General features: G+C 71.2%; 29 protein-coding genes and 1 pseudogene. 17 read left to right on the forward strand and 13 right to left on the reverse strand.

Annotated features, from left to right (window positions below; genetic code table 11):
- Positions 1–72: 72 nt before the first annotated feature.
- Together ET445_RS00105 and ET445_RS17665 are read left to right on the forward strand one after the other, a co-directional pair.
- Complete coding sequence (locus ET445_RS00105; RefSeq protein ID WP_243695259.1) at positions 73–648, forward strand: alpha/beta hydrolase; 576 nt, start codon at positions 73–75, stop codon at positions 646–648.
- Positions 645–857, forward strand: a complete 213-nt coding sequence (locus ET445_RS17665) for a hypothetical protein (RefSeq protein ID WP_243695260.1) — start codon at positions 645–647, stop codon at positions 855–857. Before ET445_RS00105 ends, ET445_RS17665 begins: the two co-directional genes overlap by 4 nt.
- Positions 858–859: 2 nt before the next feature.
- Here the strand turns inward: ET445_RS17665 and ET445_RS00110 are convergent, their stop codons facing one another.
- A complete protein-coding gene (locus ET445_RS00110) occupies positions 860–1,558 on the reverse strand; it encodes an NAD-dependent deacylase (RefSeq protein WP_243695261.1) in 699 nt (232 codons plus the stop codon).
- Positions 1,559–1,583: 25 nt separating this feature from the next.
- Between ET445_RS00110 and ET445_RS00115 the strand changes: the two genes are divergently transcribed.
- On the forward strand, positions 1,584–2,678 hold the full coding sequence (locus tag ET445_RS00115; RefSeq protein WP_129187740.1) for a trans-sulfuration enzyme family protein: 1,095 nt from the start codon (positions 1,584–1,586) through the stop codon (positions 2,676–2,678).
- Positions 2,679–2,695: 17 nt separating this feature from the next.
- On the opposite strand, the gene ET445_RS00120 is transcribed toward ET445_RS00115, so the two are convergent.
- Positions 2,696–3,280: a class I SAM-dependent methyltransferase gene (locus ET445_RS00120; protein ID WP_165314240.1), complete on the reverse strand. Its 585-nt coding sequence runs from the start codon at positions 3,278–3,280 to the stop codon at positions 2,696–2,698.
- A gap of 73 nt (positions 3,281–3,353) precedes the next feature.
- On the opposite strand from ET445_RS00120, the gene ET445_RS00125 reads away from it, so the two are divergent.
- A complete protein-coding gene (locus ET445_RS00125; protein WP_165314241.1) occupies positions 3,354–3,950 on the forward strand; it encodes a histidine phosphatase family protein in 597 nt (198 codons plus the stop codon).
- Between the two features lie 28 nt (positions 3,951–3,978).
- On the opposite strand, the gene ET445_RS00130 is transcribed toward ET445_RS00125, so the two are convergent.
- Positions 3,979–4,563 (reverse strand): hypothetical protein, encoded by a 585-nt coding sequence (locus tag ET445_RS00130; RefSeq protein ID WP_129187746.1) that lies wholly within the window; start codon positions 4,561–4,563, stop codon positions 3,979–3,981.
- A gap of 34 nt (positions 4,564–4,597) precedes the next feature.
- On the opposite strand from ET445_RS00130, the gene ET445_RS00135 reads away from it, so the two are divergent.
- From ET445_RS00135 to ET445_RS18540, 6 genes and pseudogenes are all read left to right on the forward strand, one after another.
- The gene (locus ET445_RS00135; RefSeq protein ID WP_129187748.1) at positions 4,598–5,083 is read left to right on the forward strand and encodes a heme-degrading domain-containing protein; all 486 of its coding nucleotides are present in this window, start codon (positions 4,598–4,600) and stop codon (positions 5,081–5,083) included.
- Positions 5,084–5,237: 154 nt separating this feature from the next.
- Complete coding sequence (locus tag ET445_RS00140) at positions 5,238–6,356, forward strand: ABC transporter substrate-binding protein (RefSeq protein ID WP_129187750.1); 1,119 nt, start codon at positions 5,238–5,240, stop codon at positions 6,354–6,356.
- A 1-nt stretch (position 6,357) separates the two neighbouring features.
- Positions 6,358–7,311 (forward strand): ABC transporter permease, encoded by a 954-nt coding sequence (locus ET445_RS00145; RefSeq protein WP_129187752.1) that lies wholly within the window; start codon positions 6,358–6,360, stop codon positions 7,309–7,311.
- On the forward strand, positions 7,308–8,141 hold the full coding sequence (locus ET445_RS00150; protein ID WP_243695263.1) for an ABC transporter permease: 834 nt from the start codon (positions 7,308–7,310) through the stop codon (positions 8,139–8,141). Before ET445_RS00145 ends, ET445_RS00150 begins: the two co-directional genes overlap by 4 nt.
- Positions 8,142–8,145: 4 nt before the next feature.
- Positions 8,146–8,622 (forward strand): annotated as a pseudogene (locus ET445_RS18535) (ABC transporter ATP-binding protein); the annotation flags it as partial.
- Positions 8,623–9,068: 446 nt separating this feature from the next.
- On the forward strand, positions 9,069–9,236 hold the full coding sequence (locus ET445_RS18540; RefSeq protein ID WP_424922891.1) for a TOBE domain-containing protein: 168 nt from the start codon (positions 9,069–9,071) through the stop codon (positions 9,234–9,236).
- An 11-nt stretch (positions 9,237–9,247) separates the two neighbouring features.
- Here ET445_RS18540 and ET445_RS00160 read toward each other — a convergent pair whose 3' ends face one another.
- The 5 genes from ET445_RS00160 to ET445_RS00180 form a co-directional block, all read right to left on the reverse strand.
- Entirely contained in the window at positions 9,248–9,487 is a 240-nt protein-coding gene (locus ET445_RS00160) for a BrnT family toxin (protein WP_129187754.1), read from the reverse strand.
- Positions 9,484–9,747, reverse strand: coding sequence for a ribbon-helix-helix domain-containing protein (locus ET445_RS00165; protein WP_129187756.1), 264 nt, complete (start codon positions 9,745–9,747; stop codon positions 9,484–9,486). Before ET445_RS00165 ends, ET445_RS00160 begins: the two co-directional genes overlap by 4 nt.
- A gap of 98 nt (positions 9,748–9,845) precedes the next feature.
- Positions 9,846–10,337: a hypothetical protein gene (locus ET445_RS00170; RefSeq protein ID WP_129187758.1), complete on the reverse strand. Its 492-nt coding sequence runs from the start codon at positions 10,335–10,337 to the stop codon at positions 9,846–9,848.
- A gap of 45 nt (positions 10,338–10,382) precedes the next feature.
- Positions 10,383–10,613 (reverse strand): putative acetyltransferase, encoded by a 231-nt coding sequence (locus tag ET445_RS00175; protein ID WP_208008477.1) that lies wholly within the window; start codon positions 10,611–10,613, stop codon positions 10,383–10,385.
- Positions 10,610–12,088, reverse strand: a complete 1,479-nt coding sequence (locus ET445_RS00180; RefSeq protein ID WP_129187762.1) for an SDR family NAD(P)-dependent oxidoreductase — start codon at positions 12,086–12,088, stop codon at positions 10,610–10,612. Before ET445_RS00180 ends, ET445_RS00175 begins: the two co-directional genes overlap by 4 nt.
- Positions 12,089–12,136: 48 nt before the next feature.
- Between ET445_RS00180 and ET445_RS18365 the strand changes: the two genes are divergently transcribed.
- Positions 12,137–12,967 (forward strand): GNAT family N-acetyltransferase, encoded by an 831-nt coding sequence (locus tag ET445_RS18365; protein ID WP_208008479.1) that lies wholly within the window; start codon positions 12,137–12,139, stop codon positions 12,965–12,967.
- A 6-nt stretch (positions 12,968–12,973) separates the two neighbouring features.
- Here the strand turns inward: ET445_RS18365 and ET445_RS00195 are convergent, their stop codons facing one another.
- The 3 genes from ET445_RS00195 to ET445_RS00205 form a co-directional block, all read right to left on the reverse strand.
- Positions 12,974–13,411, reverse strand: a complete 438-nt coding sequence (locus tag ET445_RS00195; RefSeq protein WP_129187764.1) for a VOC family protein — start codon at positions 13,409–13,411, stop codon at positions 12,974–12,976.
- A 74-nt stretch (positions 13,412–13,485) separates the two neighbouring features.
- A complete protein-coding gene (locus ET445_RS00200) occupies positions 13,486–16,560 on the reverse strand; it encodes a PQQ-dependent sugar dehydrogenase (protein WP_243695264.1) in 3,075 nt (1,024 codons plus the stop codon).
- Positions 16,561–16,665: 105 nt separating this feature from the next.
- Positions 16,666–18,213, reverse strand: coding sequence for an ATP-dependent DNA ligase (locus ET445_RS00205; RefSeq protein ID WP_129187768.1), 1,548 nt, complete (start codon positions 18,211–18,213; stop codon positions 16,666–16,668).
- Positions 18,214–18,733: 520 nt separating this feature from the next.
- Between ET445_RS00205 and ET445_RS18370 the strand changes: the two genes are divergently transcribed.
- Entirely contained in the window at positions 18,734–18,883 is a 150-nt protein-coding gene (locus ET445_RS18370; protein ID WP_341769721.1) for a GNAT family N-acetyltransferase, read from the forward strand.
- A 34-nt stretch (positions 18,884–18,917) separates the two neighbouring features.
- Positions 18,918–19,217 (forward strand): DUF4287 domain-containing protein, encoded by a 300-nt coding sequence (locus ET445_RS00215; protein ID WP_129187770.1) that lies wholly within the window; start codon positions 18,918–18,920, stop codon positions 19,215–19,217.
- Positions 19,218–19,220: 3 nt separating this feature from the next.
- Here ET445_RS00215 and ET445_RS00220 read toward each other — a convergent pair whose 3' ends face one another.
- Positions 19,221–20,093, reverse strand: coding sequence for an LLM class flavin-dependent oxidoreductase (locus ET445_RS00220; protein WP_129187772.1), 873 nt, complete (start codon positions 20,091–20,093; stop codon positions 19,221–19,223).
- 198 nt (positions 20,094–20,291) lie between these two features.
- On the opposite strand from ET445_RS00220, the gene ET445_RS00225 reads away from it, so the two are divergent.
- The 4 genes from ET445_RS00225 (at position 20,292) to ET445_RS00240 (ending at position 23,604) form a co-directional block, all read left to right on the forward strand.
- Positions 20,292–21,167, forward strand: a complete 876-nt coding sequence (locus tag ET445_RS00225; RefSeq protein WP_129187774.1) for an aldo/keto reductase — start codon at positions 20,292–20,294, stop codon at positions 21,165–21,167.
- Positions 21,167–21,763 carry a TetR/AcrR family transcriptional regulator gene (locus tag ET445_RS00230; protein ID WP_129187776.1) on the forward strand — a complete coding sequence of 199 codons (597 nt, stop codon included), beginning with the start codon at positions 21,167–21,169 and terminating at the stop codon, positions 21,761–21,763. The genes ET445_RS00225 and ET445_RS00230 overlap by 1 nt, the downstream gene beginning before the upstream one ends.
- Positions 21,764–21,793: 30 nt before the next feature.
- Positions 21,794–22,642 carry an oxidoreductase gene (locus tag ET445_RS00235; protein WP_129187778.1) on the forward strand — a complete coding sequence of 283 codons (849 nt, stop codon included), beginning with the start codon at positions 21,794–21,796 and terminating at the stop codon, positions 22,640–22,642.
- A gap of 74 nt (positions 22,643–22,716) precedes the next feature.
- Positions 22,717–23,604 carry a 3-methyladenine DNA glycosylase gene (locus ET445_RS00240; protein ID WP_208008595.1) on the forward strand — a complete coding sequence of 296 codons (888 nt, stop codon included), beginning with the start codon at positions 22,717–22,719 and terminating at the stop codon, positions 23,602–23,604.
- On the opposite strand, the gene ET445_RS00245 is transcribed toward ET445_RS00240, so the two are convergent.
- Positions 23,589–24,524, reverse strand: a complete 936-nt coding sequence (locus ET445_RS00245; protein WP_129187780.1) for an aldo/keto reductase — start codon at positions 24,522–24,524, stop codon at positions 23,589–23,591. The genes ET445_RS00240 and ET445_RS00245 overlap by 16 nt on opposite strands.
- Positions 24,525–24,529 lie beyond the last annotated feature (5 nt).

Below are 24,529 nucleotides of genomic sequence, written 5' to 3' on the forward strand. Positions count from 1 at the left end.
CCAAGGAGCAGGAACCATGAACACCGACGACAGCACCGAGAAGGCCCCATCGTCCTCGTGCACGGACTCTGGATGACCCCAAAGAGCTGGGACACCTGGGCCGAGCGCTTCCGCGCCCGCGGCTACCAGGTCATCGTGCCCGGCTGGCCCGGCATCGACGACCGCAGCCCCGAAGACGTCCGCGAGCACCCCGAGTCGCTCAAGGGCATCGGCCTCAAGGAGATCGCCGACCACTACGAGCGCATCATCCGCGCCCTCCCCCGCAAGCCGATCATCATGGGCCACTCCTTCGGAGGCCTCATCACCCAGATGCTCGCCGACCGCGGCCTCGGCGTCGCCTACGTCGGCGTCGAACCCGGACAGCCCGCCGGCATCACGACCCTCCCGCTCTCGACCGTCTGGACGAGCACGCCGATCCTCTCGAACCCGTTCGGCAAGAACGGCGCGAAGCCCATTTCGAAGAGCCACTTCCACTTCACGTTCGGCAACGACCTCCCCGCTCCGAGTCCGACAAGATCTGGAAGGAGCAGGCCGTCAACTCCTACAACCGGGTCTTCTTCGAGGGCGTCGCGGGCGCGTTCAACGAGAAGGGCGGCGTCTCGCACGTCGACTACGACCGCGCCGACCGCGCGCCGCTGCTCATCATGACCGGGCAGATCGACCACGTCGTGCCGCCGGCCATCGGCAAGGCCATCGTCAAGAAGTACGAGCGGACCGGCAGCCCCGCCGTCGTCGAGTACAAGGAATGGCCCGGCCGCACCCACCGCATCGTCAGCCAGGACGGCTGGGAAGAGGTGGCCGACTACGCCATCGAGTGGGCCGAGACGCACCAGCAGAAGGCCGTCGCCAACGCCTGACGCTACCCCGCGCTCAGCACCTCGTCGACCCACGCGGGCACGAGCATGCTCGCGAGCCCGTGCCGCACCTCGTCGAAGAGGAGCGACACCTCGCTCTCGACGAGGTTGAGTTCGAGGGTCGCCGCCCCGCGTCCCGCGGCCGTGAGCACGAATCCCGCCGCGGGGTAGACGGCCCCGGACGTGCCGATCGCGACGAACCGGTCGGTCGCGGCGAGCGCGTCGTCGATGAGGTCGAGATCGTACGGCACCTCGCCGAACCACACGACGTCGGGCCGGAGCGCCGCGACCCAGCACTCAGGGCACGTGTCGTCGTCGGCGAGCGCACGCGACGGCTCGACGACCGAGCGGGCGCCGCAGGCGCGGCAGAGGGCGGTGCCGAGTCGGCCGTGCATGTGGACGACGCGCGTCGAGCCCGCGCGTTCGTGCAGGTCGTCGATGTTCTGGGTGACGACGAGGAGGTCGTCGCCGAGGTCCGCTTCGAGGCGCGCGAGCGCCAGGTGGGCGGCGTTCGGGACGGCGGATGCCACGCCCGCGCGCCGTGCGTCGTAGAACCGCTGCACGAGCCCGGGGTCACGGCGGAACCCCTCGGGCGTCGCGACGTCTTCGACGCGGTGGCCCTCCCAGAGGCCGCCCGCGTCGCGGAACGTCGGCACGCCGCTCTCGGCGGAGATGCCCGCCCCCGTCAGCACCGTGATGCGCACGCCCCCATTCTCGTACCCTTGACCCATGCCCTCGCACGAACCCGTCGACGCCCCTGCCCTGCACCCCGAGACCCTCGCCGTCACGCTCGGCCGCCCCGCCCACGAGCCTGGCGCGTCGATGAACGTGCCCGTGCACCTCACGTCGACGTACGTCGCCGACGGCGAGTTCGGGTACGGCCGGTTCGGCAACCCGTCGTGGACGGCGTTCGAGCAGACGCTCGCGGCGCTCGAGGGCGGCCCGGATGCCTCGTGCGTCGCCTTCGGCTCGGGAATGGCGGCGATCGCGGCGGTCCTCGACCTCGTGCCGACGGGCGGCGTCGTCGTGGCCCCGCGTCACTCGTACACGGGCACGGTCTCGCAGCTCGACGACCGGGCCGCGTCGGGGCGCCTCGGCGTGCGCTACGTCGACATCACCGATACGGCGGCCGTCGTCGCCGCGTGCGAGGGCGCGGCCATGCTGTGGTTCGAGTCGCCGACGAACCCCGCGCTCGAGCTCGCCGACATCCCCGCCCTCGTCGTGGGCGCGCACGCGCACGGCGCGCTCGTCGCGGTCGACAACACGTTCGCCACGCCACTGCTGCAGCGACCGCTCGAAAACGGCGCCGACCTCGTCGTGCACTCGGCGACCAAGTACATCTCGGGGCACTCCGACGTCGTGATGGGCGCGGTCGTGGCAGCCGACCCCGCCTTCACCGCGAAGCTCACCGCGACCCGCACGCTCACGGGCGCGATCCCGTCGGCCCTCGAGACGTTCCTCGCGCTCCGCGGCCTCCGCACGCTCGCGGTGCGGCTCGACCGCGCGCAGCTCAACGCGCAGGAGCTCGTGCGCCGGCTCGCCGGGCATCCCGCCCTCGAGGAGGTCCGCTACCCGGGCTTCGGCGCGATCGTCTCGATCGTCGTGCGCGGCGGCGCCGAGCCCGCCGAGCAGCTCGCGGCGTCGACGCGCCTGTGGGTACACGCGACGAGCCTCGGCGGCGTCGAATCGACCCTCGAGCGCCGTCGCCGGTGGGCGGCAGAGGCGCCGACCATCCCCGAGGGGCTCGTGCGGCTGTCGGTCGGCATCGAGCACGTCGACGACCTCGCCGCCGACCTGCTGCAGGCGCTCGACGCGCTCCGCTGAGTCTCAGCCCGAGCGCGTCAGCCCGCGTGTCCGTCGAAGACGAGCACGGGGATCGACCCGAACGGCGACGTCCTCACCCTGAGGTCACGTGCGTCGTCGGCGACGAACCCGGCCGCGGCGAGCGCCGCCGCCGTGTCGCGGTCCCAGTGGCAGCCGTGGTCGATGCGCTTCGTGAGGGGCGTCGCGATCCGCTGCACGAACCGCGTGAAGGTGCCGCGCGGTGCGGCGACGTGGTCGACGAACACGACACGCCCGCCCGGCACGAGCACACGCCTCACTTCGGCGAGCGCCGCGGGCACATCGGTCACGGAGCACAGCACGTAGGTGCCGACGACGGCGTCGACCGAGGCATCCGGCAGTGGGATGCGCTCGGCGACCGCGTCGAGCGGCGCCTGCTCGTGCCGCCATTCGCGCGCCCGCGTCGCGAGCTCGGCCCGCCGCGAGGCATCCGGTTCGAGGCCAGTCCATTCGACGTCGGGATGCCACGCGCCGAAGTTCTCGCCCTCGCCCGCGCCGATCTCGAGCACGCGCCCGCGCACGCGGCCGAGGAACTCGCGCTCGAGGTCGTCGAGCGCGTCGTCGTCGATGGGCGATGCCGGCATACCTCCATGGTGCCACCCCGCCTTCACCCGACGTCCAGCCTTCCTTCGGACGACCCCGCCTAGGCTGGAAGGCATGGTGATCGCCCTCGTCCGGCACGGACAGACCGACTGGAACTTCGAGTTCCGCATGCAGGGGCGCACCGACATCCCGCTCAACGACGCGGGTCGCGCGCAAGCGCGCGCCGCGGTGGAGCGGTTCGCGCCCGCCGGGTACGACCTCGTCGTGTCTTCGACGCTCGGGCGTGCCCGTGAGACCGCGTCGATCCTCGCCGAAGGCCTCGGTGTGCCCCTCGGCGACGCGTACGACGGGCTCGTCGAGCAGGAGTTCGGCGAGGCCGAGGGCCTGCTCGTGAGCGAGTTCCGCGAGCGCTGGCCGCACAGCGACATCCCGGGCGCCGAGCCGAACGCCCTCGTGGGCGCGCGCGGCGTCGCCGCCCTCGACGCCATCGCAGCCGAGTACGAAGGCCGGAAGGTGCTCGCGGTCGCGCACGGCACGCTCATCCGCCGCACGATCTCGGTCGTGACGGGCTACGCCGCCGACGCGTTCCCGCGGCTCGAGAACCTCGCCAGCTCGCGACTTGCCCACGAGCACCTCGCGTGGACGGCGCTCACGTTCGGCGACCGCCCGTTCGACCTCGTGCGCGCAGAACTCAACGCGCAAGCGGCCTGAGCCGCCCCGCCCTCACGCCGCTCCGCCCTCACGCCGCCCCGCCGAGCCCAGCACGGTCGGGCACCTGCATGGGCACGCCCGGCAGCCACTCCTCGACCTCGGGCCACGCGCGCCCCGTCGGCAGGCGCCTGAGCAGCCGCGCGAGCGACCCGTCGTCGGCGTCGTCCCACGGGATGACGCGCGACGGAGACGCGCCTGCGACGACGCCGAGCCACCAGTGCCGCCACGTCGGCGGCAGCGCCTCGGGGTGGATGACGACGTAGTAGTCGGGCACCGCGATGAGTCGCCGGCCGGCCGCCTCGACGGCGCGCGCGATCTCGAGTTCGAGTACTTCGAGCGTCGCCTGCTCATCGAAGAACTCGACCCACGCGCTCGCGACGTGCGCGAGCGGGTCGTGGTCGTGCACGAGGTAGGGCGTCGTCGCGCCGGCCGACCAGCGGGCGACGTCGGCGTCCGACGGCAGGGGGCGGCGCGAGGCATCCGCCGGTTCTTGCGCGCCCGCGGGATCATGGAAGCTCGCGGCGCGCACGTTTGCGTAGCGGTGCAGCGAACGGATCGCGGTCGGCGCTTCCTCGCCGACGACGACCAGCGTGGTGCTCGTCGATGGCTCCATTTCCGCAGTGTACGCCGAGAGTTAGGCTCGACCCATGAGCGACCTCCCCGTCTTCACGCTGAACGACCTCCTCTCCGAGCCGAGCTTCGTGCTCGACGACTTCACGAACGACGACGCCGTCGAACTCGGCCTCGTCGCGGTCGACGTGATCCGCGAGCGCGGCGCGAACCTCGCCGTCCGCATCCTGCGGGGCGACGACGAGGTGTTCCTCGCGAAACTCGGCTCGACGGGTCCCGGCAACGACCCGTGGCTCGCGGGCAAGGCCGCGACCGCCGCGCGGTTCAAGGAGCCCTCGCTCCTCGTGCGCCGCCGCCACGAAGACGCCGGCACGCCGTTCGGCGAGCGCCCCGACATCGACCACGACGTGTTCAAGGCGCACGGCGGCGCGGTGCCGATCATCGTCGACGACGCCGTCGTCGGCACGATCACGATGTCGGGCGAGCCCGACGTCGTCGACCACGACACGACGGTCGAGGCGATCCACCGGTTCCTGGCCCGCCGCGAGGCATCCGGAGCCTGACCTCCGCGGGCTCCGCGTGCGTCGCTTGCGATTCACCGTGCGTCCACCGTCCGACCCCCTGGCGGTCGCCGAGGCTCTTTAGCGTGCCGAGCGTTCGCCGGTTCCCACGTCCGCTCCCCTGTCTGCGGTCGGCCGTGCGGACCACGGAGGACTCGTGTCGAACCGCAAACTCATCCTCGCCGCGACGGGACTCGTCGCGGCCGCAGCGCTCGGACTCTCGGGCTGTGCGACGTCGGGCGAAGCCGCGTCGGACACCGACGCCGCCTCGGCCACCAGCCTCGCCGACTTCGGCGACCTCGCGGCCCTCGAGGCGGCCGCCAAGGCCGAGGGCAAGCTCAACGTCATCGCGCTCCCGCGCGACTGGGCGAACTACGGCGAGATCCTCGACCTGTTCGCGTCGAAGTACCCCGAGATCACGATCGAGGAGCAGTCGCCCGACGTGTCGAGCGCCGACGAGATCGCCGCCGCGAAGACGAACGAGGGCCTCGATACGGCGCCCGACGTGTTCGACATCGGCCTCACGGTCGCGCTGCAGAACACCGACGTGTTCGCGCCGTACCAGGTCGCGACGTGGGACGACATCCCCGACGCCCTCAAGGAGCCGAGCGGCCTCTTCGTCGGCGACTACGGCGGGTACATGTCGATCGGCTACGACTCGTCGAAGTTCGACGCGCCGAAGACCCTCGACGACCTCCTCGGCGCCGACTACAAGGGCTCGGTCGCGATCAACGGCGACCCGACGCAGGCGGGCGCGGCGTTCGCCGCCGTCGGCCTCGCGACGGTGCAGTCGGGCGGCGACCTCGACGACTTCCAGCCCGGCATCGACTTCTTCGGCGAGCTCCAGAAGGCGGGCAACCTGCTGAAGGTGGATGTCACGACCGCGACGGTCGCGTCGGGCGAGACCCCCGTCGTCTTCGACTGGGATTACCTGAACGCCGCCCACGTCGCCGACAACAAGAACTGGAAGACGGTCATCCTTCCGGGCACGGGCTACGCGGGCTACTACAACCAGGCCATCAACGCCGACGCGCCGCACCCGGCCGCCGCGCGGCTCTGGCAGGAGTTCCTCTACAGCGACGAGGTGCAGAATCTGTGGCTGAAGGGCGGCGCCCGCCCCGTGCGCGCCGACGCGATGGAAGCCGCCGGCACGATCGACGCGAAGCTGTTCGCGGCGCTCCCGGCCTCGCCCGACGACACCGTCGTGCCGACCGAGGCGCAGTCGACGGCCGCGGGCGACCTGCTCGGCAAGGAATGGGCTGCGGCGGTCGAGTAAGGTGACCGCCCCTGTCGCAACGCCCGCCGTCGCGGCGGCGCCGGAGGCTTCGGCCCCGGCGTCCCGCGGCGGCGGTCGCGCCTCCGGGTCCGCGGGCGGTCCTCGCACCGCCCGCGTGCCCGCGGCGCTCGGCCTCGTGCCGTTCGCCGTCTACGTGCTCGTCTTCCTCGCCCTGCCGACCGTGTTCGCCGTCGGCAGCGGGTTCTTCGACAAGTCGGGTGCGTTCACGCTCGACAACGTCGCGGCCCTCGGCGACCCCGTCATCCTGCGGACGTTCTGGAACTCGACGTGGCTGTCGCTCCTGACGGCCGCGGTCGGCGCGATCGTCGGCGCGCTCGTGTGCTGGGCGATGCTCGGCCTCGCCGAGTCGGGGCCGACGCGGCGCATCGTCGACGCGACGGCGGGGGTCTTCGCGCAGCTCGGCGGCGTCATCCTCGCGTTCATGTTCATCGCGACGATCGGCGTGCAGGGCATCCTGACCCTGTGGGTACAGGACGCGTTCGGTATCGAGCTCTATGCCGACGGCCCGTGGATCTACGAGGTGCCGGGCCTCATCCTCCCCTACGTCTACTTCCAGGTGCCGCTCATGGTCATCACGTTCATGCCCGCCCTCTCGGCGCTGAAGCCGCAGTGGGCCGAGGCGAACCTCACCCTCGGCGGCACGCGCGGCGGGTTCTGGCGCTACGTCGGCGTGCCGGTGCTGACGCCGTCGTTCCTCGCGAGCTTCCTGCTGCTGTTCGCGAACGCGTTCTCGTCGTATGCGACGGCCGCGGCGCTCGCGAGCCAGGGCGCGCAGATCGTGCCGCTACAGATCCGCGGGGCGCTCTCGAGCGAGACGGTGCTCGGCCGCGAGAACCTCGCCGGCGCGCTCGCGCTCGGCATGATCGTCGTCGTCGCGCTCGTCATGTGGGGGTACTCGATCATCCAGCAGCGGGCGGCGAGGTGGCAGCGATGAGCGCGATCCGGATGTCTCGAGCCACCGTGTCTCGAGCTGCCGGCTCGCTCGCCCCCGGCACGGGCGCCCGCTGGGCGATCGGCATCCTCGTCGGCCTCTTCTTCGTCGTGCCGATCGGGGCGAGCCTCGCGTTCACGTTCCGCGACGTCGACGGCGGCTACTCGTTCGCCCACTGGGTCGGGCTCTTCGACCCCGCGAACGCGGCGAAGTACCGCCCGATCTGGACGGGCCTCGGCAACTCGTTCATCCTCGCGATCGTGACGGTCGCGATCGTGCTCGTCCTCCTCGCGCCGACGATGATCCTCGTGCACCTGCGCTTCCCGAAGCTCCGCCGAGTGTTCGAGTTCGTCGTGCTCCTGCCGATATCGATCCCCGCGATCGTGCTCGTCGTCGGCCTCGCGCCCATCTACCAGCAGATCGGGCGTGCGGTCGGCACGGGCGTCTGGACCCTTGCGTTCGTCTACGGCATCCTCGTACTGCCGTTCGCGTACCGCGCCATCCAAGCCTCGATCGACGCGACCGACCTCCGCACCCTCTCCGAGGCGGCGCGCACGCTCGGTGCGAGCTGGCCGTCGATCCTCGTGCGGGTGCTCGCGCCGAACCTGCGGCCGGGGCTGCTCGCGGCATCCCTCATCTCGGTCGCGGTCGTCTTCGGCGAGTTCACGATCGCCTCGCTCCTGAACCGTCAGAACCTGCAGACGGGCCTCTACCTCGTGAGCAAGCAGGATGCGTACGTGTCGGTCATCCTCTCGCTCGCGGCGCTCGCGTTCTCGTTCCTCCTCCTTCTCATCATCGGCCGCGCGGGCAGCGCGCCGAGAAAGCAGCGGTGACCCCATGTCGATCTCGATCGAAACCGCCGACAACTCGATCCTCGCCGCGCGCGGCGAGGGTTCGGCCGTCGCCTTCGAAGGCGTCGTCAAGGACTACGGCCAGAACCGGGTGCTCCACGGCCTCGACCTCTCGATCGAGCCGGGCGAGTTCGTCTCGCTCCTCGGCCCGTCGGGCTGCGGCAAGACGACGGCGCTGCGCGTGCTGGCCGGCCTCGAGCAGGCGAACGACGGCTTCGTGCGCATCGGCGGCACGGATGTCTCGGACGTGCCGACGAACAAGCGCGACCTCGGCATGGTGTTCCAGTCGTACTCGCTGTTCCCGCACCTCGACGTCGCCGGCAACACGGCGTTCGGGCTGCGCATGCGGAAAGTGGCGAAGGCCGAGGCATCCGACCGCGTGCGCGACGCGCTCGCCCTCGTGGGGCTCGACGGCTTCGCCGAACGCTACCCCCACCAGCTCTCGGGCGGGCAGCAGCAGCGCGTCGCGCTCGCGCGCGCCCTCGTGACCGAGCCGCGCGTGCTGCTTCTCGACGAGCCGCTGTCGGCGCTCGATGCGAAGGTGCGCGTGTCGCTCCGCGACGAGATCCGGCGCATCCAGTTGCGACTCGGCATCACGACCGTGTTCGTGACGCACGACCAGGAGGAGGCGCTCGCGGTGAGCGACCGCATCGCCGTCATGAACGCGGGCCGCATCGAGCAGTTCGGCACGCCCGAGGCCCTCTACCGGCAGCCCGCGACGCCGTACGTCGCGGCGTTCGTCGGCCTCTCGAGCGCGCTTCGCGGCGTCGCCGCCGACGGCGAGGCGAACGTGCTCGGCGTCGACCTGCCGCTGCTCTCCCCGTCGCCGACGGGCGCGTACTCGACGGACCCGTCGAGGTCTACGTGCGCCCCGAGCACGTGCACCTCGGCGGGCCGATCGCCGCGATCGTGCAGGAGTCGACCTTCCTCGGCTCGATCCGCCGCACGCTCCTCCGCACCGATTCGGGCGAACTCCTGCGGATGCAGCACGCCGCGAGCGAGCGTCTCGCCTTCGGCGAGCGCGTGCAGGTCGACATCGAGGCACAGCCGGTCGCGGCGCGGGCGATCACCGACTGATCGAGCGCGGCTTACGGCAGCAGGTCGAGCATCTGGGGCCGCGCCTTCATGGCGTGGATGACGAGTTCGTTCCCGCTGTCGAAGGTGAGCACGACCGTCTCCAAGAGTCGCCCTTGCGTGTCGAATCCGAGCCGCAACTGACGCGCCGGAGAATCGTCGTCGAGGTCTTCGATCCAGAGCGGCCACGACGCAGCCTGGATCGCCTCCTCGTCGGAGATGCCATGCTTCCGTGCCGACGAATGAACCTTCACGCGGCGTACGCAGCCAGCGCGTCACGGATCAGCTCCGAGCGGCTCTTGTGCTCCCGATGCGCCAGCGCATCCAGCGTCGCCAGCTCTTCAGTCGTGAGTCGCAACGCGACCACCTGCGACGGGTCGGCACCGCGACCGGGGCGGCCACGCCCCCGCTTCTTCAATGCGGCGACGTCGTAGCCGGCTTCGGCCTCCGCCGCCCACGCGGCGATCTGTTCTTCGGTGACCGGGGAACCGTTGATCGTCTCGCGCTCGCTCATCTGCATATCGTATTACGTAATCCTGGCCGCAACAACCTCGAAGCATGGCGCCCCGACCACGAGACGCCAGAGCTTCAGTCGTTTCAGAAGGGTCGTGTTCACGACTGGTCGCTCGTGGAGACTGGCGGCGCATCGGCAGACACCGCGTCGAGGCGATGAGCAAGCTGAGGAACGACGCGGTCGGCGACCCGTCGGCTCATTGCCGTTGCGGGGAACTCCCAGTCTTTGTCGTCGACGTTCAACACGAGCATCCGCACATGGCGCGCCATCACATCGCGGACCGACCATCTGTTGATGTACCCCGAATAGCGCCAATTCGGGACTTCGTCGATCCGGGCTCGCGGAAACCGGTAGGTGCGGAACCATGAGGTGATGAGCAAACCGTCGTCGTCGATGCGGACTCCGATCATGAGCGCGCGCACGAACAACGCCAGCGCGGGCAAGTTCACGAGCACGATCTCGAGCCAGGGCTTTCCCGTCGTCACTCCTCCCAGCGTGAACGCCGCCACCCAGATCGCAGCGACGACGACCCCGATCACCCGAGACACGCGGCCGATCCCCACTAGGGAGAGTTCGTCGGATCGATCCACGTATCACATCATGCCGTGACGGCGACGGTCGCGCGGAGTGCCCGTCTACTCGGACGAAGATCGGGCGCGCCGCGGCGCGGGCGGCGGCGGCACCTCTTTCGCCGCGACGATGTCGGCGACGGCGATGCGTTCGACGCCGCGCTTGCCGTCGACGACGACGGTCGTGTCATCCGCACTCAGCAGCTCGCCGAGCGCGTCGGTCGCCTGCCCCGTCGGGAGCAGGTATCGCACGACGACGCGGCGGCCGGGTTCAGGAAGGTTGACGAGCCCGCTCACCACTGCCCCGGCGAGTAGTCCTTGAGGAACACGCCGAAGAGGTCTTCGCCCGCTTCGCCGCGCACGATGGGGTCGTAGACGCGCGCGGCGCCGTCGACGAGGTCGAGCGGGGCGTGGAAGCCCTCCTCGGCGAGCCGCACCTTCGTGGGGTGCGGGCGCTCGTCGGTGATCCACCCCGTGTCGACGCTCGTCATGAGGATGCCGTCGGTCTCGAACATCTCTCGCGCGCTCGTGCGCGTGAGCATGTTGACGGCGGCCTTCGCCATGTTGGTGTGCGGATGTCCGGGGCCCTTGTAGCCGCGGTTGAAGACGCCTTCCATGGCGCTCACGTTGACGACGTAGGTGCGGCGGGCCTCGCTCGCCGCGAGCGACGGGCGAAGCCGGGAGACGAGGATGAACGGCGCGGTCGTGTTCGCGAGCTGCACCTCGAGCATCTCGAGCGGGTCGACCTCGCCGACGGCCTGCACCCACGAGTTCGTGTGGTCGAGGTCGGGGATGAGCCCGCCCGCGTCGATCGCGGTGCCTGCGGCGAGGCGTTCGAGCGAGCTCGAGCCCGCCGTCATGGCGTGCTCCGTCAAGAGGTTCGCCTGTTCGGTCAGTTCCTCGGCGCGCGCCGCGGCAGCGGCGAGGATCGGATGCGCCGACACCGACCGTTCGAGGGCCTGCGGGTGGCGGTCGTTCGTGTGGCCGAACGTCACGAGTTCGGGCAGCGGCCCGTCGGGGAGCGGCGCGAGCTCGGCGTCGACGAGCGGCTGGTACGCGCCCGGCGAGCGGCGCACGGTCTGCGTCGCGTTGTTGATGAGGATGTCGAGGGTGCCGGCCGCCGCGACGTCTTCGGCCAAGCCGATGACCTGGGCAGGGTCGCGCAGGTCGATGCCGACGACCTTGAGCCGGTGCAGCCACTCGGACGCATCGGGAAGGCTCGAGAACCGGCGCACCGCGTCGCGCGGGAACCGCGTCGTGATCGTCGTGTGCGCGCCGTCGCGCAGGAGCCGCAGGGCGATGTGCATGCCGATCTTCGCGCGCCCGCCCGTGAGGAGGGCGCGCTTGCCCGTGAGGTCGGTGCGCGCGTTGCGCTTGGCGTGGCTCATCGCCGCGCACGTCGGGCAGAGCTGGTGGTAGAACGCGTCGACGACGGTGTAGCGCTGCTTGCAGATGTAGCAGGCGCGCGCCTTGATGAGGGTGCCCGCGGTCGGCGCGGTCGTCGTGCCCGAGATCTGGATGCCTCGGGTCTCGTCGTCGATCCGATCGGGCGCGCCGGTCGCGGTCGCCGCCGTCACGGCCTCGTCGGCCGCGGCGACGGCGGCACGGATCTGCCGGCGCCGCTCGTTCTTCACGGCCTTGAACATCTTCGCCGTCGCGTGGCGCACGGCGATGAAGTCGGGGTGCTCTTCGTCCATGCCGGCCATGCTCTTGAGGACGCGGAGCGTCGTCGCGAGGTCGTCTGGGTGGATCGCTTCGGATGTCTCGGGCACACGGAATCTTACGACGGGCGGTTGAGCGGAACCTGCTAGCGTGCGACCGTGACCCCCGAGCCCGCACCCCGAGTCATCCGCGTCTCCGCTGCCGTGATCGTCGACGGCGACCGCCTGCTCCTCGTGCGCAAGCAGGGAACGACGGCGTTCATGCAGCCGGGCGGCAAGCCCGAGCCGGGCGAGAACGGCGCCGAGACGCTGAGCCGCGAACTCGAGGAGGAGCTCGGCGTGCGCGTTCCGGCGGCGGAGCTGCGCCCCCTCGGCGAGTTCACCGCGGACGCGGCCAACGAGCCCGGGTTCCTCGTCGTCGCCGACTGCTTCGAGGCCGACCTCCACGGGCAGGAGCCGGTCGCGACCGCCGAGATCGAAGAACTCAGGTGGGTCTCACGGATCGAAGCCGAGGCCGACGACCTCGAGATCGCGCCGCTCGCGCGGACGTACTTCTTCCCGGATGCGTCGACGATCACGCCTGCCGACCCGTACCGACTCGAGCACGCGACCCCTGACCCCGAGACCTACATGGCGCTGCGAGCTGCTGCGGGCATGCACCCCCGGTCGCTCGAAGGCGCCCGGGTCGGCCTGCCGAACACCTGGCACGGCGCGGTCGTGCGGCACGCCGACGAGATCGTCGGCATGGGCCGGGTGGTGGGCGACGGCGGATGCTTCTTCCAGATCGTCGACATCTGCGTGCACCCCGAACACCAAGGCAGGGGCCTCGGGAAGCGCATCATGGCCGACCTCGTCGCGGCGATCCGCGAGCGCACCCCGCCGGGCAGCTATGTGTCGCTCATCGCCGACGGCGAGGCGCACCGCCTCTACGAGCAGTTCGGGTTCGCGCCGACGGCGCCCGCGTCGATCGGCATGTACTGGCGGCCGTAGCTCGCCTCACCCCTCCATCGTCACGCGCGTCCCGTCGGAGAGCACGTCGCTCATGAGCCCGAACGGGTTGCCGTCGGGGTCGGCGAGGTAGGCGCCGCGCCCGATGCCCGCCATGTCCTCGGGCGGGAGGATGCCCGTCGCACCGAGTTCGATCGCTTTGGCGTAGAGCCCGTCGGTCGTCTCGCCTTCGCCGACACCGACCACGACGTTCGCGCCGTTGACCCCCGCACCCGGCTCGGGCGCGGGCCCTTCGCGGCGCATGATGCCCCCGTTGATGCCGTGCCCGGGCCCCGCCATCGAGATGGCGCCGTCGCCCGTGTCGATGAGCCAGTACTCCATCTCGCCCCAGCGGGTGAACGTCCAGCCGAACAGGTCGCCGTAGAACTGCACGAGCCGTTCGGGATCGCTCGCCGGGATTTCGAAGTGCACGACGAGATTGGCCATGATGTCTCCCCCCTCAAGACTGATCGCGCGGCCACGGTAACCCGGGCGACCGAGGCCCGCAAGGGGGCTGCGAGTCATCCGGTCGTCGCTCCCGTGACCTTCCAGATCTTGCCGTTCGCCTTCGCGACGAGGTACAGCTCGCCGTCGGCGTCGGAGCCGAACCGCAGGTCGACTCGTGTGTCGCCGACGAGTTGCGCGAACGTCGTCTCGCGGCCGCCCGAGAAGACCCGCAGTCGCTCGATGGGCGCGAGGTCGGCGATGTCGCCGTCGTTCCGGACCATCTGCGAGGCGTTCGTCGACAGCACCCAGCCGCGCACGAGGTCGGTGAACAGGTAGCGGCCTCGGAGCGCCTGGATGGCTCCGCGGTACACGAATCCGCCGTTGAGGGCGACGCCCGCGTCGCCCGTCTGCCCGGGGTCGCGGTTGTGGTCGTACGCGGCGACGGGGTAGGTGAATCCGAACTGCGCGTCGTCGAGCGGCAGCGGGAAGATCTGCCGGTTGTTCGCGAGGAACGGCCCCTCGCGCACCGACCACCCGAAGTTGTCGCCCGGCTCGACGGCGTAGACCGACTCGACCTGCCACTCGCCGATGTGCCCGAGGTACATCGTGTGGTCGCCGCCCGGGTCCCAGCTGATCCGGTGCGGGTCGCGCATGCCGACGGCGTAGAGCTCGGGCAGGGCGCCCGGCCTGCCGAGGAACGGGTTGTCGGGCGGGATGCCGTACTCGCCGTTCGCGCTGTTCCGGCCCGCCGGGTCGATGCGGAAGATCTTGCCGTGCGGCATCGCGAGGTTCTGCGGGTTGCCGTTGCCGACGCCGCTGCCGCCGTCGCCGACGAGGAGGTACAGCTTGCCGTAGTCGGGGTCGCCGGGCCCGACGGTCGGGTTGAACGCGATCTGCTGCACCGTGTGAACCTGGCCGGGGAACGGGATGCGCATGATCTCGCGCTGTGTGCCGGCGAACACGTTCGCGGCCGGGTTCGTCGCCTTCCACTCGGTCACGACGCTGTGGTACGCCGTGTTCCCGAACGCCGGGAAGTCGGGGGCGTCCTGCTGGAGTGCCGTGCCGCCCTCGGTGTGGACCGTGTAGAAGAGCCCGTTCTGCGCGAAGCCGGGATGGAACTCGGCCGACCCGAGCCCCGTGCCGAGGCCCGCGCTGTTGTGGAAGTTGTCGACGAACCGCTGCCGCACATCGAGGTAGGCGCTGTACTGCCCCGTCGTCTTGTTCACGAGGTAGAGGGTGCCGTTGTTGTCGGGCACCATGAGCCGCCCTGACCCGTCGGGCACCTCGTCGAGATGCGTGATGCGGTTGTACCGGATGAGTCGCTGGTCCTGCGTCGCCGGGGTCGTGCTCGAGCGGGGAAGCTGCGCGAGCTCGGTCACGACGATGCCGAGCGAGGAGGCGATCGGGTCGGGCAGGGGGTTGATGAGCGCGTCGGGCGACGCCGTACCGCCGGGCGCGCAGTCGCCCGGGTTGCCGGTCGGCAGGGTCAGGTTCTCGCCGCCGGTGTCGACCGCGAGGTCGTCGAGGTAGAGCACGCCGTTGCCCGTCGGCCCGTTCTTCGTGAAGAAGCGGTCGAGGGCGCCGTTCACCGCCTGGCGGAAGCCGAACTGCTGTGCGGCGCCCGCCGGCAGGCGGGTGCGCGTCGCGTACGGGCCGCCCTGCGAGTAGATCGCGAGGCGGTCGGACTGGTTGTCGGCGACGATCCACACACACTGCCAGACATCCCGCGCGAGCGTGCCGACCGACGTGAACGCGCCGCCGTTGCGCACCCGCAGGGCGTCGTCGTTCTGGGTGTTCGCGTACGCGCGCGCGTGCGCGAAGTCGGCCGGTGCGTCGACGTCGGTGAGACCGACCGAGGCATCCACGGTCCCCGTCCGCAGGAACCGGAAGAACAGGGTGCCGGTCGAGCCGTTCGCGATCGCGGGGATCGCCCGGTACGCCTGCTCGTTGCCGCCGCCGCCCATGCGGAGCACCTGGTTGTTGGCGTCGAGCGGGTCGGCGACGACGCTCGGCAGGGCCGATGCCGTCCAGCCGTCCTGGCCCTGGAGCGCTGCGCGCGTGTACTGGTCGAAGTGGACGAGGGCGTCGAAGCCCGGGCCGGTGGTCGGCGGAGTCGTCGGCGGCGGAGTCGTCGGCGGTTGCGTCGTGCCCGGGATGACTCGTGCCGCACTCGTCCGTGAGGTCGTCGTATACCCGGCCCGCGAAGCCGTCACGGTGACGGTGATGCTCGTCCCGGCGTCCGCCGCGACGAGCCGGTACGTCGAGTTGGTCGCACCGCTGATCGCCGAACCGTTGCGGTTCCAGCGGTACCCGCCGCCCGTCGGGGTCGGCGACCAGGTGCCGGGGTTCACGGTCAGCGTCGAGCCCACGGCCGACGTGCCCGAGATGATCGGCGTCGGCGCCGACGTGAACGGGGTCGACGACGGCGGCTGGGTCGTCGGCGGCGGGGTGGTCGGAGGCTGGGTCGTGGGAGGCGGTGTCGGCGCGCCGGGGATGACTCGTGCCGCGCTCGTGCGCGACGTCGTCGTGTACCCCGCCCTCGACGCCGTCACGGTCGCCGTGATGCTCGTCCCGGCATCCGCCGCGACGAGCCGGTACGTCGCCGCCGTGGCGCCGCCGATCGCCGTGCCGTTCCGGTTCCACTGGTACCCGCCGCCGGTCGGCGACGGCGACCACGTGCCCGGGTTGACGGTCAGCGTCGACCCCACCGCCGAGGTTCCCGAGATCGTCGGGGTCGGCGCCGACGTGAACGGCGAGGCGGCAGCGGCCGGGATGGCTCGTGCCGCGCTCGTCCGCGACGTCGTCGTGTAGCCCGACCGCGTCGCCGTCACGGTCACGGTGATGCTCGTCCCGGCATCCGCCGCGACGAGCCGGTACGTGGACGCCGTCGCCCCGCTGATCGCGGTGCCGTTCCGGTTCCAGCGGTATCCGCCGCCCGTCGGCGTCGGAGACCAGGTGCCGGGGTTCACGGTCAGCGTCGAGCCGACCGCCGACGTGCCCGAGATCGTCGGCACAGGTGCCGACGTGAACTCCGCCGCCGCGGCGGGCTGCGCGAGACCCAGCGTCACGGCGAGCGCGACGACGACGCCGAACACCGCCGCGCGACGAGTGCGCGCTGCGTCACCCTGTTCCCGAGTGCTTCCTCGCACGACGATCCCCATCTCAATCGGGTCTCGGGTGATACGGACGATCGAGTCTGCCGCTGCAGGGTCGGCAGCCAGGCACGCAGAACGTAACGCGGGCCGCCGCTCGCGTCAACCGCCGGGCAGCAACGAGCGCAGCGACCTGATGGTGTCGGCTTCGGCCGCCGGCTTGTCGTCGCGATAGCGCTTGACGCGCGCGAAGCGCAGAGCGACTCCGCCCGGGTATCTGCTCGAGCGCTGCACGCCGTCGATCGCGATCTCGACGACCGTGACGGGTTCGACGAAGACCGCCTGCGCGGTGCGGTGCGTCTCGATCTCGGGGAAGTGCTCGGTCTGCCACGCGAGGAGCTTGTCGGTGAGCCCCTTGAAGGTCTTGCCGACCATGACGAACCCGCCCGGCTCGCCGAACTCGCCGTCGGGGTCGCGCGCCCCGAGGTGCAGGTTCGACAGCAGCCCCGTGCGGCGCCCGTACCCCCACTCGGCGCCGAGTACGACGAGGTCGTAGGTGTGCACGGGCTTCACCTTGATCCAGCTCGACCCGCGACGGCCCGCCGCGTAGACCGAGTCGATCGCCTTGACGACGACGCCCTCGTGGCCCGCGGCGAGCGCGTCGGCTGACACGCGTTCGGCGACGGCGGGGTCGGCGGTGACCTCGCCCGGGATGCGAAGCGCGGGCGCGATGCGCTCGAGCTCGGCGCGTCGCACGGCGAGCGGTTCGTCGATGAGGTCGCGCCCGTCGACGTGCAGCACGTCGAAGAACCACGGCGCGAGCACGGTCTCGCGGGCGGCATCGGCCCCGAAGCGCGACATCGTGTCTTGGAACGGCCGCGGGGCGTCGTTCTCGTCGAGCGCGAGCGTCTCGCCATCGAGGATGACGGATGCCACGGGCAGCGCCCGCACGACCTCGACGACCTCGGGCAGCCGCCCCGTGATGTCGGCGAGGTTGCGGGTGAAGACGCGCACATCGTCGCCCAGGCGGTGCACCTGGATGCGCGCGCCGTCGAGCTTGAATTCGACGGATGCCTCGCCCGCGGCCTCGATCGCGGCGGCAGGGGTCGCGGCGGTCGCCGCGAGCATCGGCAGCACGGGCCGGCCGACGACGAGCCCGACGGCGTCGAGCGCCGCCGCGTCGCCCGTGAGCGCGAGGACGGCGGTCGCTCCGAGGTCGCCCGAGAGCATCGCCGCACGCCGCACGGCGCCGGCCGGGCGGCCAGCAGCGCGGGCGATCGCGTCGAGCAGCACGCCCTCGAGCGCACCCGTGCGGACCTCGCCGAGGACGACCCGGGCGAGGAACTCCTGCTCGGGCCCCGTCGCGCGCGACGTGAGCTCGCCGAGGATCGACGTGCGTTCGGCGGCCGAGCCCGCACCGCCGAGCGCCGCGAGGGCGTCGAACACGGCGTCGACCTCGGAGATCGTGAGGCTCGGGACATCCGCCGCCTCTGCCGTCGCCGACTGCAAACCGCGCCATCCGACGCCGATGCGCCCCTGCCGGGGTTTGCCGACGAGATAGCCGACCGCGATCGCGACCTCGTCGGCGCTGTCGGCCGTGCTCTCGGCCGCGAGCCTGCCGAGCAGCGCCGCGAGCGCGTCGATCTTCGCGAGCCGCGACCGCGTGGCGGCGACGGCCGCCGAGGTGGCGACGAGCTCTTCGAGCAGCACGTCGTCAGTCTTCCACCGCCCGCCGACATCGGCCTCGCATCAGACCCGCACCCACCTACCCGTACCGCCCCTACCCGTACCGCCGCGCATCGCGCTCCTTCGTCGCGCCTCGTACCGCGACGGACCACATCTCGACCACCGGACCCCGACATTCCGTGGTCCCTCGGATCGCGGCGGGTCCGCCGCGAGCGGGCGGGGTGGGCGGGCGGGCGAGGGCGGCGGGCGCGAGGCGGCACCGGGCAGAATGAGCGGATGACCCGTGGCCTCCGCTGTTCGTCCGACCCCGCCGAGATCGACCGCGAGCGCGTGCACAGGTGGCTCTCGACCGACGCATACTGGGCGATCGGGCGCTCGCGCGACGCGCAGGATCGCGCGATCGACGGCTCCCGAAACTACGGCGTCTTCGACGAGGAGACGGGCGAGCAGCTCGCGTACGCGCGCGTCGTGACCGACGGCGCCCTCTTCGCGTGGCTGTGCGGACGTCTACGTCGACCCGGCCTCGCGCGGTCGCGGGGTGGGCGTGGCGCTCGTCGAGTCGGTCGTCGCCGATCTCGAGCCGCTCGGGTTCAAACGGATCGTGCTCGCGACGGCCGATGCGCACGGGCTCTACGCGAAGTTCGGGTTCGAGCTGCTGCCGCACCCCGAGTGGTGGATGACCCGCATCTCCTAGCACCGTGTCGGCGCCGACGAATAGCCTGTGCATCATGAGCTTCCAGGCCTACCTCGACAACATCGAGGCCAAGACGGGTGTGACGCCGCGCGAGTTCCTCGCCCTCGCGAAAGCACGCGGGTTCGACGCGACGACGAAGGCGACGCCGATCGTCGCGTGGCTCGCCGAAGACTACGGCCTCGGCCGCGGGCACGCGATGGCGCTCGTGCACATCATCACGAAGGGCGAGAAGATCGACTCGAAACACGTCGGCACGGGCACCGCGCACAGCGACGCGACCGACGTGCTGTGGCTCGACGGCGCAGCGACGAAGCCGGCCGACTGGCCGAAGTAGCGCTCAGGCGAGCGCTCGCCCCACCGCGGCGACCCTTCGCACGAACTCCTCGGGGTCGGGCTCGGTCGCGATGGGCTGCAGCACGACCGTGTCGGCGCCCGCCGCGTGGAATCGCGCGACGTGTTCGGCGACCTCCTCGACGCCGCCCGCAGCGGCGAGTCCTTGGTCGGTCGGCAGCTTCCACTCGGCGAGCTCGGCCTGCACCGCCTCACGTGCGGCGGCGCCGCCGAACGCCGCGAACACGTAGACCGTGATGGGGCTGCGCCCGTCGCGGCCGGCCGCCGCCCGCCCTTCGGCGATGAGCGACGCCGCCCGGGCGACGCCCTCGACGCTCGTGCCGCCCGTCAGGATCGTGCCGTCGGCGACTTCTCCCGTGAGGGCGAGCGTCTTGGGGCCCTCGCCCGCGGCGAGGAGGTCGGGTACGACGGCGGGCGGCCAGTCGAGCTTCACGCGGTCGAGCGACACGTAGCGCCCGCTCGTCGAGACCTCCTCGCCCGCGAGGAGCGCCCGGAGTGCCGGCGCGTACTCGCGCATGAGCGTGAGCGGCGACTGCACGCGCGCCCCGATCTGGTCCATCCACCGCAGCACCCCGTGGCCGACGCCCGGCAGCAGCCGGCCCGGGAAGATGCGGGCGATCGTCGCGATCTCCATCGCGGTCGCGGCGACGTTCCGGAACGGCATGGGTGCAATGCCGATGCCGACGCGCAACCGCTCACTCCACGCGAGCGCCGCCGCCGCGGTCGCGAATGCCGACTCGCGGAAGCAGTCCTCCCAGAGCCACAGCTCGGACAGGCCCGCCTCGTCGGCGGCTTCGACGACCGACCGCAGTCGCTCGGGCGGGAAGGACGGCTGGAACACGGCTCCGACGTTGGGCATGCCCCCATCGTGGCATCCGCCCCCGACATCCGGCCCGAAACATCCGGCCCGAGACATCCGCTCGTGACATCCATTCGTCCCGTTCAGGATGCATTCGGCGCGATGCGGAATAAACTGAACTGATCGTTCAGTTCACTTTGATGCACGCGATTGCCACCGGCAGCGCACCCAGAACGAATCCCGGAACGGAAGCACACCATGAGCGACACCTCGACGACCCGGCCCGCGCACGCGAGCGGCACCTTCCCGCTCGGGGGCGACCTCCCCGTGCATCGACTCGGCTTCGGCACGATGCAGCTCACCGGCCGCGGGGTCTGGGGCCCGCCCGCCGACCCAGACGAAGCCGTGCGCGTGCTCCGTCGGGCCGTCGAGCTCGGCGTCGACTTCATCGACACGGCCGACTCGTACGGCCCCGACGTCGCCGAACCGCTCATCAAGCGGGCCCTGCACCCCTACCCGACCGATCTCGTCATCGCGACCAAGGCGGGATTCCGGCGCGAGGGCCCGAACCGCTGGACCGTCGACGGCGACCCCGCCCGCCTCCGGCACCAGGCCGAGCGCAGCCTGCAGTTGCTCGGCGTCGACCGCATCGATCTGTTCCAGCTCCATCGCATCGACCGTTCGATTCCACTCGAAGACCAGGTCGGCGAGCTGAAGGCGCTGCACGACGAGGGCAAGATCCGTCACATCGGGCTGTCCGAGGTCTCGATCGCCGACATCGAAGCGGCCTCGCGCATCGCCCCGATCGTGTCGGTGCAGAACGAGTACAACCTCGCGAATCGCTCCGCCGAGTCGCTCGTCGATTACGCGACCCGCAACGGCATCGGGTTCATCCCGTGGTTCCCGCTCGCGACCGGCGCCCTCGCTCAGGCCGATGGGCCGCTCACCGAGATCGCTCGCCGCACGGGCGCGACGCCGTCGCAACTCGCCCTCGCCTGGTTGCTCCGGCGCTCCCCCGCGATGCTGCCGATCCCCGGCACGTCCCAGCTCGCACACGTCGACGACAACGTCGCCGCGGCGGCCGTCGAACTCACCGACGCCGAGTACGACGAGCTGACCGAGGCGGTGCGCTGATGGAGGCATCCGGAATCCTCGACCGCCCGCGCGGCGCACGGAGCGACCGCATCCACGCGAGCGTGCTCGCCGCGACGCAAGAACTGCTGCGCGAAGGCGGGCTGCCCGCCGCGACCGTCGACGCGATCGCGCAGCGGTCGGGCGTCAGCAAGGCGACGATCTACAAGCACTGGCCGTCGCGCACCGCGGTCGCAGCGAAGGCGTTCGGCCGGATGATGGCCGAGGCGCTGCCCCTGCCCGACACCGGCTCGACGCGCGGCGACCTCGTCGAGCAGGTGCGGCGTGTGAGCGCGTTCTACGCGAGCGAGCTCGGCGGCGTGTTCGCGCAGCTCGTCGCGGCGTGCGTCGACGACCCGGCGGGGGCCGCCTACTTCCGCAAGTACTTCCTCGACGGTCGCCGCGCGGCGATCACCGAGCTCTGGCAGCGCGGACTCGACCGCGGCGACGCCGACCCGGCGATCGCGGTCGATGACGTCATCGACCTGCTCTTCGGTCCGCTCGTGTTCCGGCGCCTGACCGGGCATTACGCGCTCACCGACGAACATGCCGCGGCGCTCGCGCGCGTCGCGCTCGCGGGCCTGTTGCCCGAATCCTGAGCCCCAACCCACCATCACAAGGAGCATCACATGTCTCGCATCTTCCTCATCACGGGCGTGAGCAGCGGCCTCGGCCGCGCGTTCGCGACCGCCGCGCTCGACGCCGGCCACACGGTCGTCGGCACGGTGCGTCAGCCCGCCCAGGCGGCCGAGTTCGAGGCGCTCGCGCCGGGCCGCGCGCACGCGCGCCTCCTCGACGTCACCGGCTTCGACGCGATCGCCCCGGTCGTCGACGCCATCGAGCGCGAGGTCGGGCCGATCGACGTGCTCGTGAACAACGCCGGATACGGCGTCGAGGGCACGTTCGAAGAGACCGATCTTGCGACGTATCGCCGCCAGTTCGACGTCAACGTGTTCGGCGTGATCGCTGTGACCCAGGCTCTGCTGCCGCATCTGCGCGCGCGCCGCTCGGGTCACGTCGTGTTCGTCACGTCGATGGGCGGCCTCCGGGCGTTCCCCGGACTCGCGGCGTACCACGGGTCGAAGTTCGCGGTCGAGGGCATCGCCGCGACCCTCGCGCAAGAGGTCGCGCCGCTCGGCATCCGGGTGACGGCGATCGAGCCCGGGTCGTTCCGCACCGACTGGGCGGGTCGGTCGATGACGCGCGTCGGGTCGACGATCGCCGACTACGAGCCCGTCATCGGCCCGATCCGCCAGCGACGCCTCGAGTACAGCGGGAGCCAGCTCGGAAACCCCGAGGCCGCCGGGCAGGCACTCCTCACGGTCGTCGATGCAGAGAATCCGCCCCGTCACCTGCTCCTCGGCAGCGACGCGCTCCGACTCGTCGGCGACGCGCGCGCGGAGTTCGACGCCGAGACGGCCGATTGGGAGGAGCTGTCGCGCTCGACCGACTTCCCCGAAGGGCTGCAGATCGCCTGAGAAGCACCGATCAGGCGGCGGATGCCTCGGCCACGACGTATCCTCGATCGGTGCCCGTGCAAGAACTCTCGGCGATGACCGACACTGCGTGGCGCGCCCGCGAGGCCGCGCACGCGGAGCGTGCCGACGCGCTCACGCAAGGGCATCGCGCGCGTGCGGCGCGCGGTGAGAAGCATCCGATCGAGGACTTCCTCTTCACGTACTACGGATACTCGCCGAGCCTGCTGCGCCGCTGGCATCCGGGCGCGGGCGTCGAGCTCGAAGGCGCCGCAGCCGACCGCGAACGCGCGGGCTGGCGCTGGTACGCGCCGAGCGCCCGGCCGGGCGCGGCGCCCGGCTCGCTCGTCGTCGATCGCGCCGCGATCGAACGCGAGAAGGCCACCCTGCTGACCGGCATCGAGCGCATCCTGCGGGCGACTGCGGGTCGGGCTGCGAGCTTCGGATGCTTCGGGCTGCACGAGTGGGCGATGGTGTACCGGCAGTCCGAGCACCGGCATCCGGTGCCGCTCCGGCTCGGGCAGGCCGGCACCGACGCCGTCGTCGACGCCCACGACCTCAAGTGCACGCACATCGACGCCTACCGGTTCTTCACCGACGAGGCGACCCCGCGCAACCGCTACGCGCCGACGCGCGAGACGCAGCCCGACCTCGAGCAGCCGGGCTGCCTCCACGCGAACATGGACGTCTACAAGTGGGCGATGAAGCTCGGCCCGCTCGTGCCGGGCGAACTGCTGCTCGACGCGTTCGCCCTCGCCCGGGACATCCGGTATCTCGACATGGCGGCCTCGCCCTACGACATGGAGCCGTGGCTCGACCCGCGCGATCCCGAGCCCGTGCGCATCGAGTCCGCCGACGGCAAGGCCGAGTACGTGCGCCGGCAGCGCGGCTTCGCCGAGCGCGCGAACGCCCTGCGAAGCCGCCTGCTCGAGACGGTCTTCGACGCGTCCTACGGCACCAGGTAGCCGCCCGCGCGGTACAGCTCGTACCACTCGGCACGCGTGAACGGGATGTCGGAGCCCTGCGCCGCATCGGCGACGCGCCCCGGCGTCGTCGTGCCGAGCACGACCTGGATGCCCGCGGGGTGGCGCGTGATCCACGCCGTCGCGATCGCGAGCGCAGGCACGTCGTACTTCGCGGCGAGCCGGTCGATCACGGCGTTGAGCTCGGCGTACGCGGGGTCGTCGAGGAAGACGCCCGTGAAGAATCCCGCCTGGAACGGCGACCACGCCTGGATGGTGATTTTGTTGATGCGGCAGTACTCGACGATGCCGCCGCCGTCGACGACGGTCGACTGCGGAAGGCCCTGCATGTTCGCGGCGACCCCCTGCGCGATGATCGGCGCATGGGTGATCGAGAGCTGCAGCTGGTTGGCGACGAGCGGCTGGCGCACGCTCGTCTTCAGGAGGTCGATCTGCCTGGGCGTGTGGTTCGAGACGCCGAAGTGACGGACCTTTCCGGATGCCTCGAGCTCGTCGAACGCACGGGCGACCTCGTCGGGTTCGACGAGGGCGTCGGGGCGGTGCAGCAGAAGGATGTCGAGGTAGTCGGTGTCGAGCGCTTTCAGCGACCCCTCGACTGCATCGACGAGGTGCTCGTACGAGTAGTCGAAGTACGGGCCTGACGGCACGATGCCAGCCTTGGACTGGATCGTGATCTCGGCGCGCTGCGACGACGTGAGCTGCAGCGATTCGGCGAATCGCCGCTCGGAGCGGTGGAGCTCGCCGCCGTACACGTCGGCGTGGTCGAAGAAGTCGATGCCCGCGTCGCGCGCGGTGCGGTAGAGCTCGCGGATCTCGTCGTCGGTCTTGTCGGCGATGCGCATGACGCCGAGGACGACGTTGGGGACGTGGAGGTCGGTGGTTCCGAGGGGGACGTGCTTCATGCGTT

This window comes from Agromyces protaetiae, from assembly GCF_004135405.1.
GTDB classification, from domain to species: domain Bacteria; phylum Actinomycetota; class Actinomycetes; order Actinomycetales; family Microbacteriaceae; genus Agromyces; species Agromyces protaetiae.

What these genes read in the sequence shown, in the direction of transcription:
- ET445_RS00105 (WP_243695259.1), top strand. Translation starts at nt 73, where the DNA reads ATGACCCCAAAGAGCTGGGACACCTGGGCCGAGCGCTTCCGCGCCCGC.
- ET445_RS17665 (WP_243695260.1), top strand. Translation starts at nt 645, where the DNA reads ATGACCGGGCAGATCGACCACGTCGTGCCGCCGGCCATCGGCAAGGCC.
- ET445_RS00115 (WP_129187740.1), top strand. Translation starts at nt 1,584, where the DNA reads ATGCCCTCGCACGAACCCGTCGACGCCCCTGCCCTGCACCCCGAGACC.
- ET445_RS00120 (WP_165314240.1), bottom strand. Translation starts at nt 3,280, where the DNA reads ATGCCGGCATCGCCCATCGACGACGACGCGCTCGACGACCTCGAGCGC.
- ET445_RS00125 (WP_165314241.1), top strand. Translation starts at nt 3,354, where the DNA reads ATGGTGATCGCCCTCGTCCGGCACGGACAGACCGACTGGAACTTCGAG.
- ET445_RS00130 (WP_129187746.1), bottom strand. Translation starts at nt 4,563, where the DNA reads ATGGAGCCATCGACGAGCACCACGCTGGTCGTCGTCGGCGAGGAAGCG.
- ET445_RS00135 (WP_129187748.1), top strand. Translation starts at nt 4,598, where the DNA reads ATGAGCGACCTCCCCGTCTTCACGCTGAACGACCTCCTCTCCGAGCCG.
- ET445_RS00150 (WP_243695263.1), top strand. Translation starts at nt 7,308, where the DNA reads ATGAGCGCGATCCGGATGTCTCGAGCCACCGTGTCTCGAGCTGCCGGC.
- ET445_RS00165 (WP_129187756.1), bottom strand. Translation starts at nt 9,747, where the DNA reads ATGAGCGAGCGCGAGACGATCAACGGTTCCCCGGTCACCGAAGAACAG.
- ET445_RS00195 (WP_129187764.1), bottom strand. Translation starts at nt 13,411, where the DNA reads ATGGCCAATCTCGTCGTGCACTTCGAAATCCCGGCGAGCGATCCCGAA.
- ET445_RS00215 (WP_129187770.1), top strand. Translation starts at nt 18,918, where the DNA reads ATGAGCTTCCAGGCCTACCTCGACAACATCGAGGCCAAGACGGGTGTG.
- ET445_RS00220 (WP_129187772.1), bottom strand. Translation starts at nt 20,093, where the DNA reads ATGCCCAACGTCGGAGCCGTGTTCCAGCCGTCCTTCCCGCCCGAGCGA.
- ET445_RS00225 (WP_129187774.1), top strand. Translation starts at nt 20,292, where the DNA reads ATGAGCGACACCTCGACGACCCGGCCCGCGCACGCGAGCGGCACCTTC.
- ET445_RS00230 (WP_129187776.1), top strand. Translation starts at nt 21,167, where the DNA reads ATGGAGGCATCCGGAATCCTCGACCGCCCGCGCGGCGCACGGAGCGAC.
- ET445_RS00235 (WP_129187778.1), top strand. Translation starts at nt 21,794, where the DNA reads ATGTCTCGCATCTTCCTCATCACGGGCGTGAGCAGCGGCCTCGGCCGC.
- ET445_RS00240 (WP_208008595.1), top strand. Translation starts at nt 22,717, where the DNA reads ATGACCGACACTGCGTGGCGCGCCCGCGAGGCCGCGCACGCGGAGCGT.
- ET445_RS00245 (WP_129187780.1), bottom strand. Translation starts at nt 24,524, where the DNA reads ATGAAGCACGTCCCCCTCGGAACCACCGACCTCCACGTCCCCAACGTC.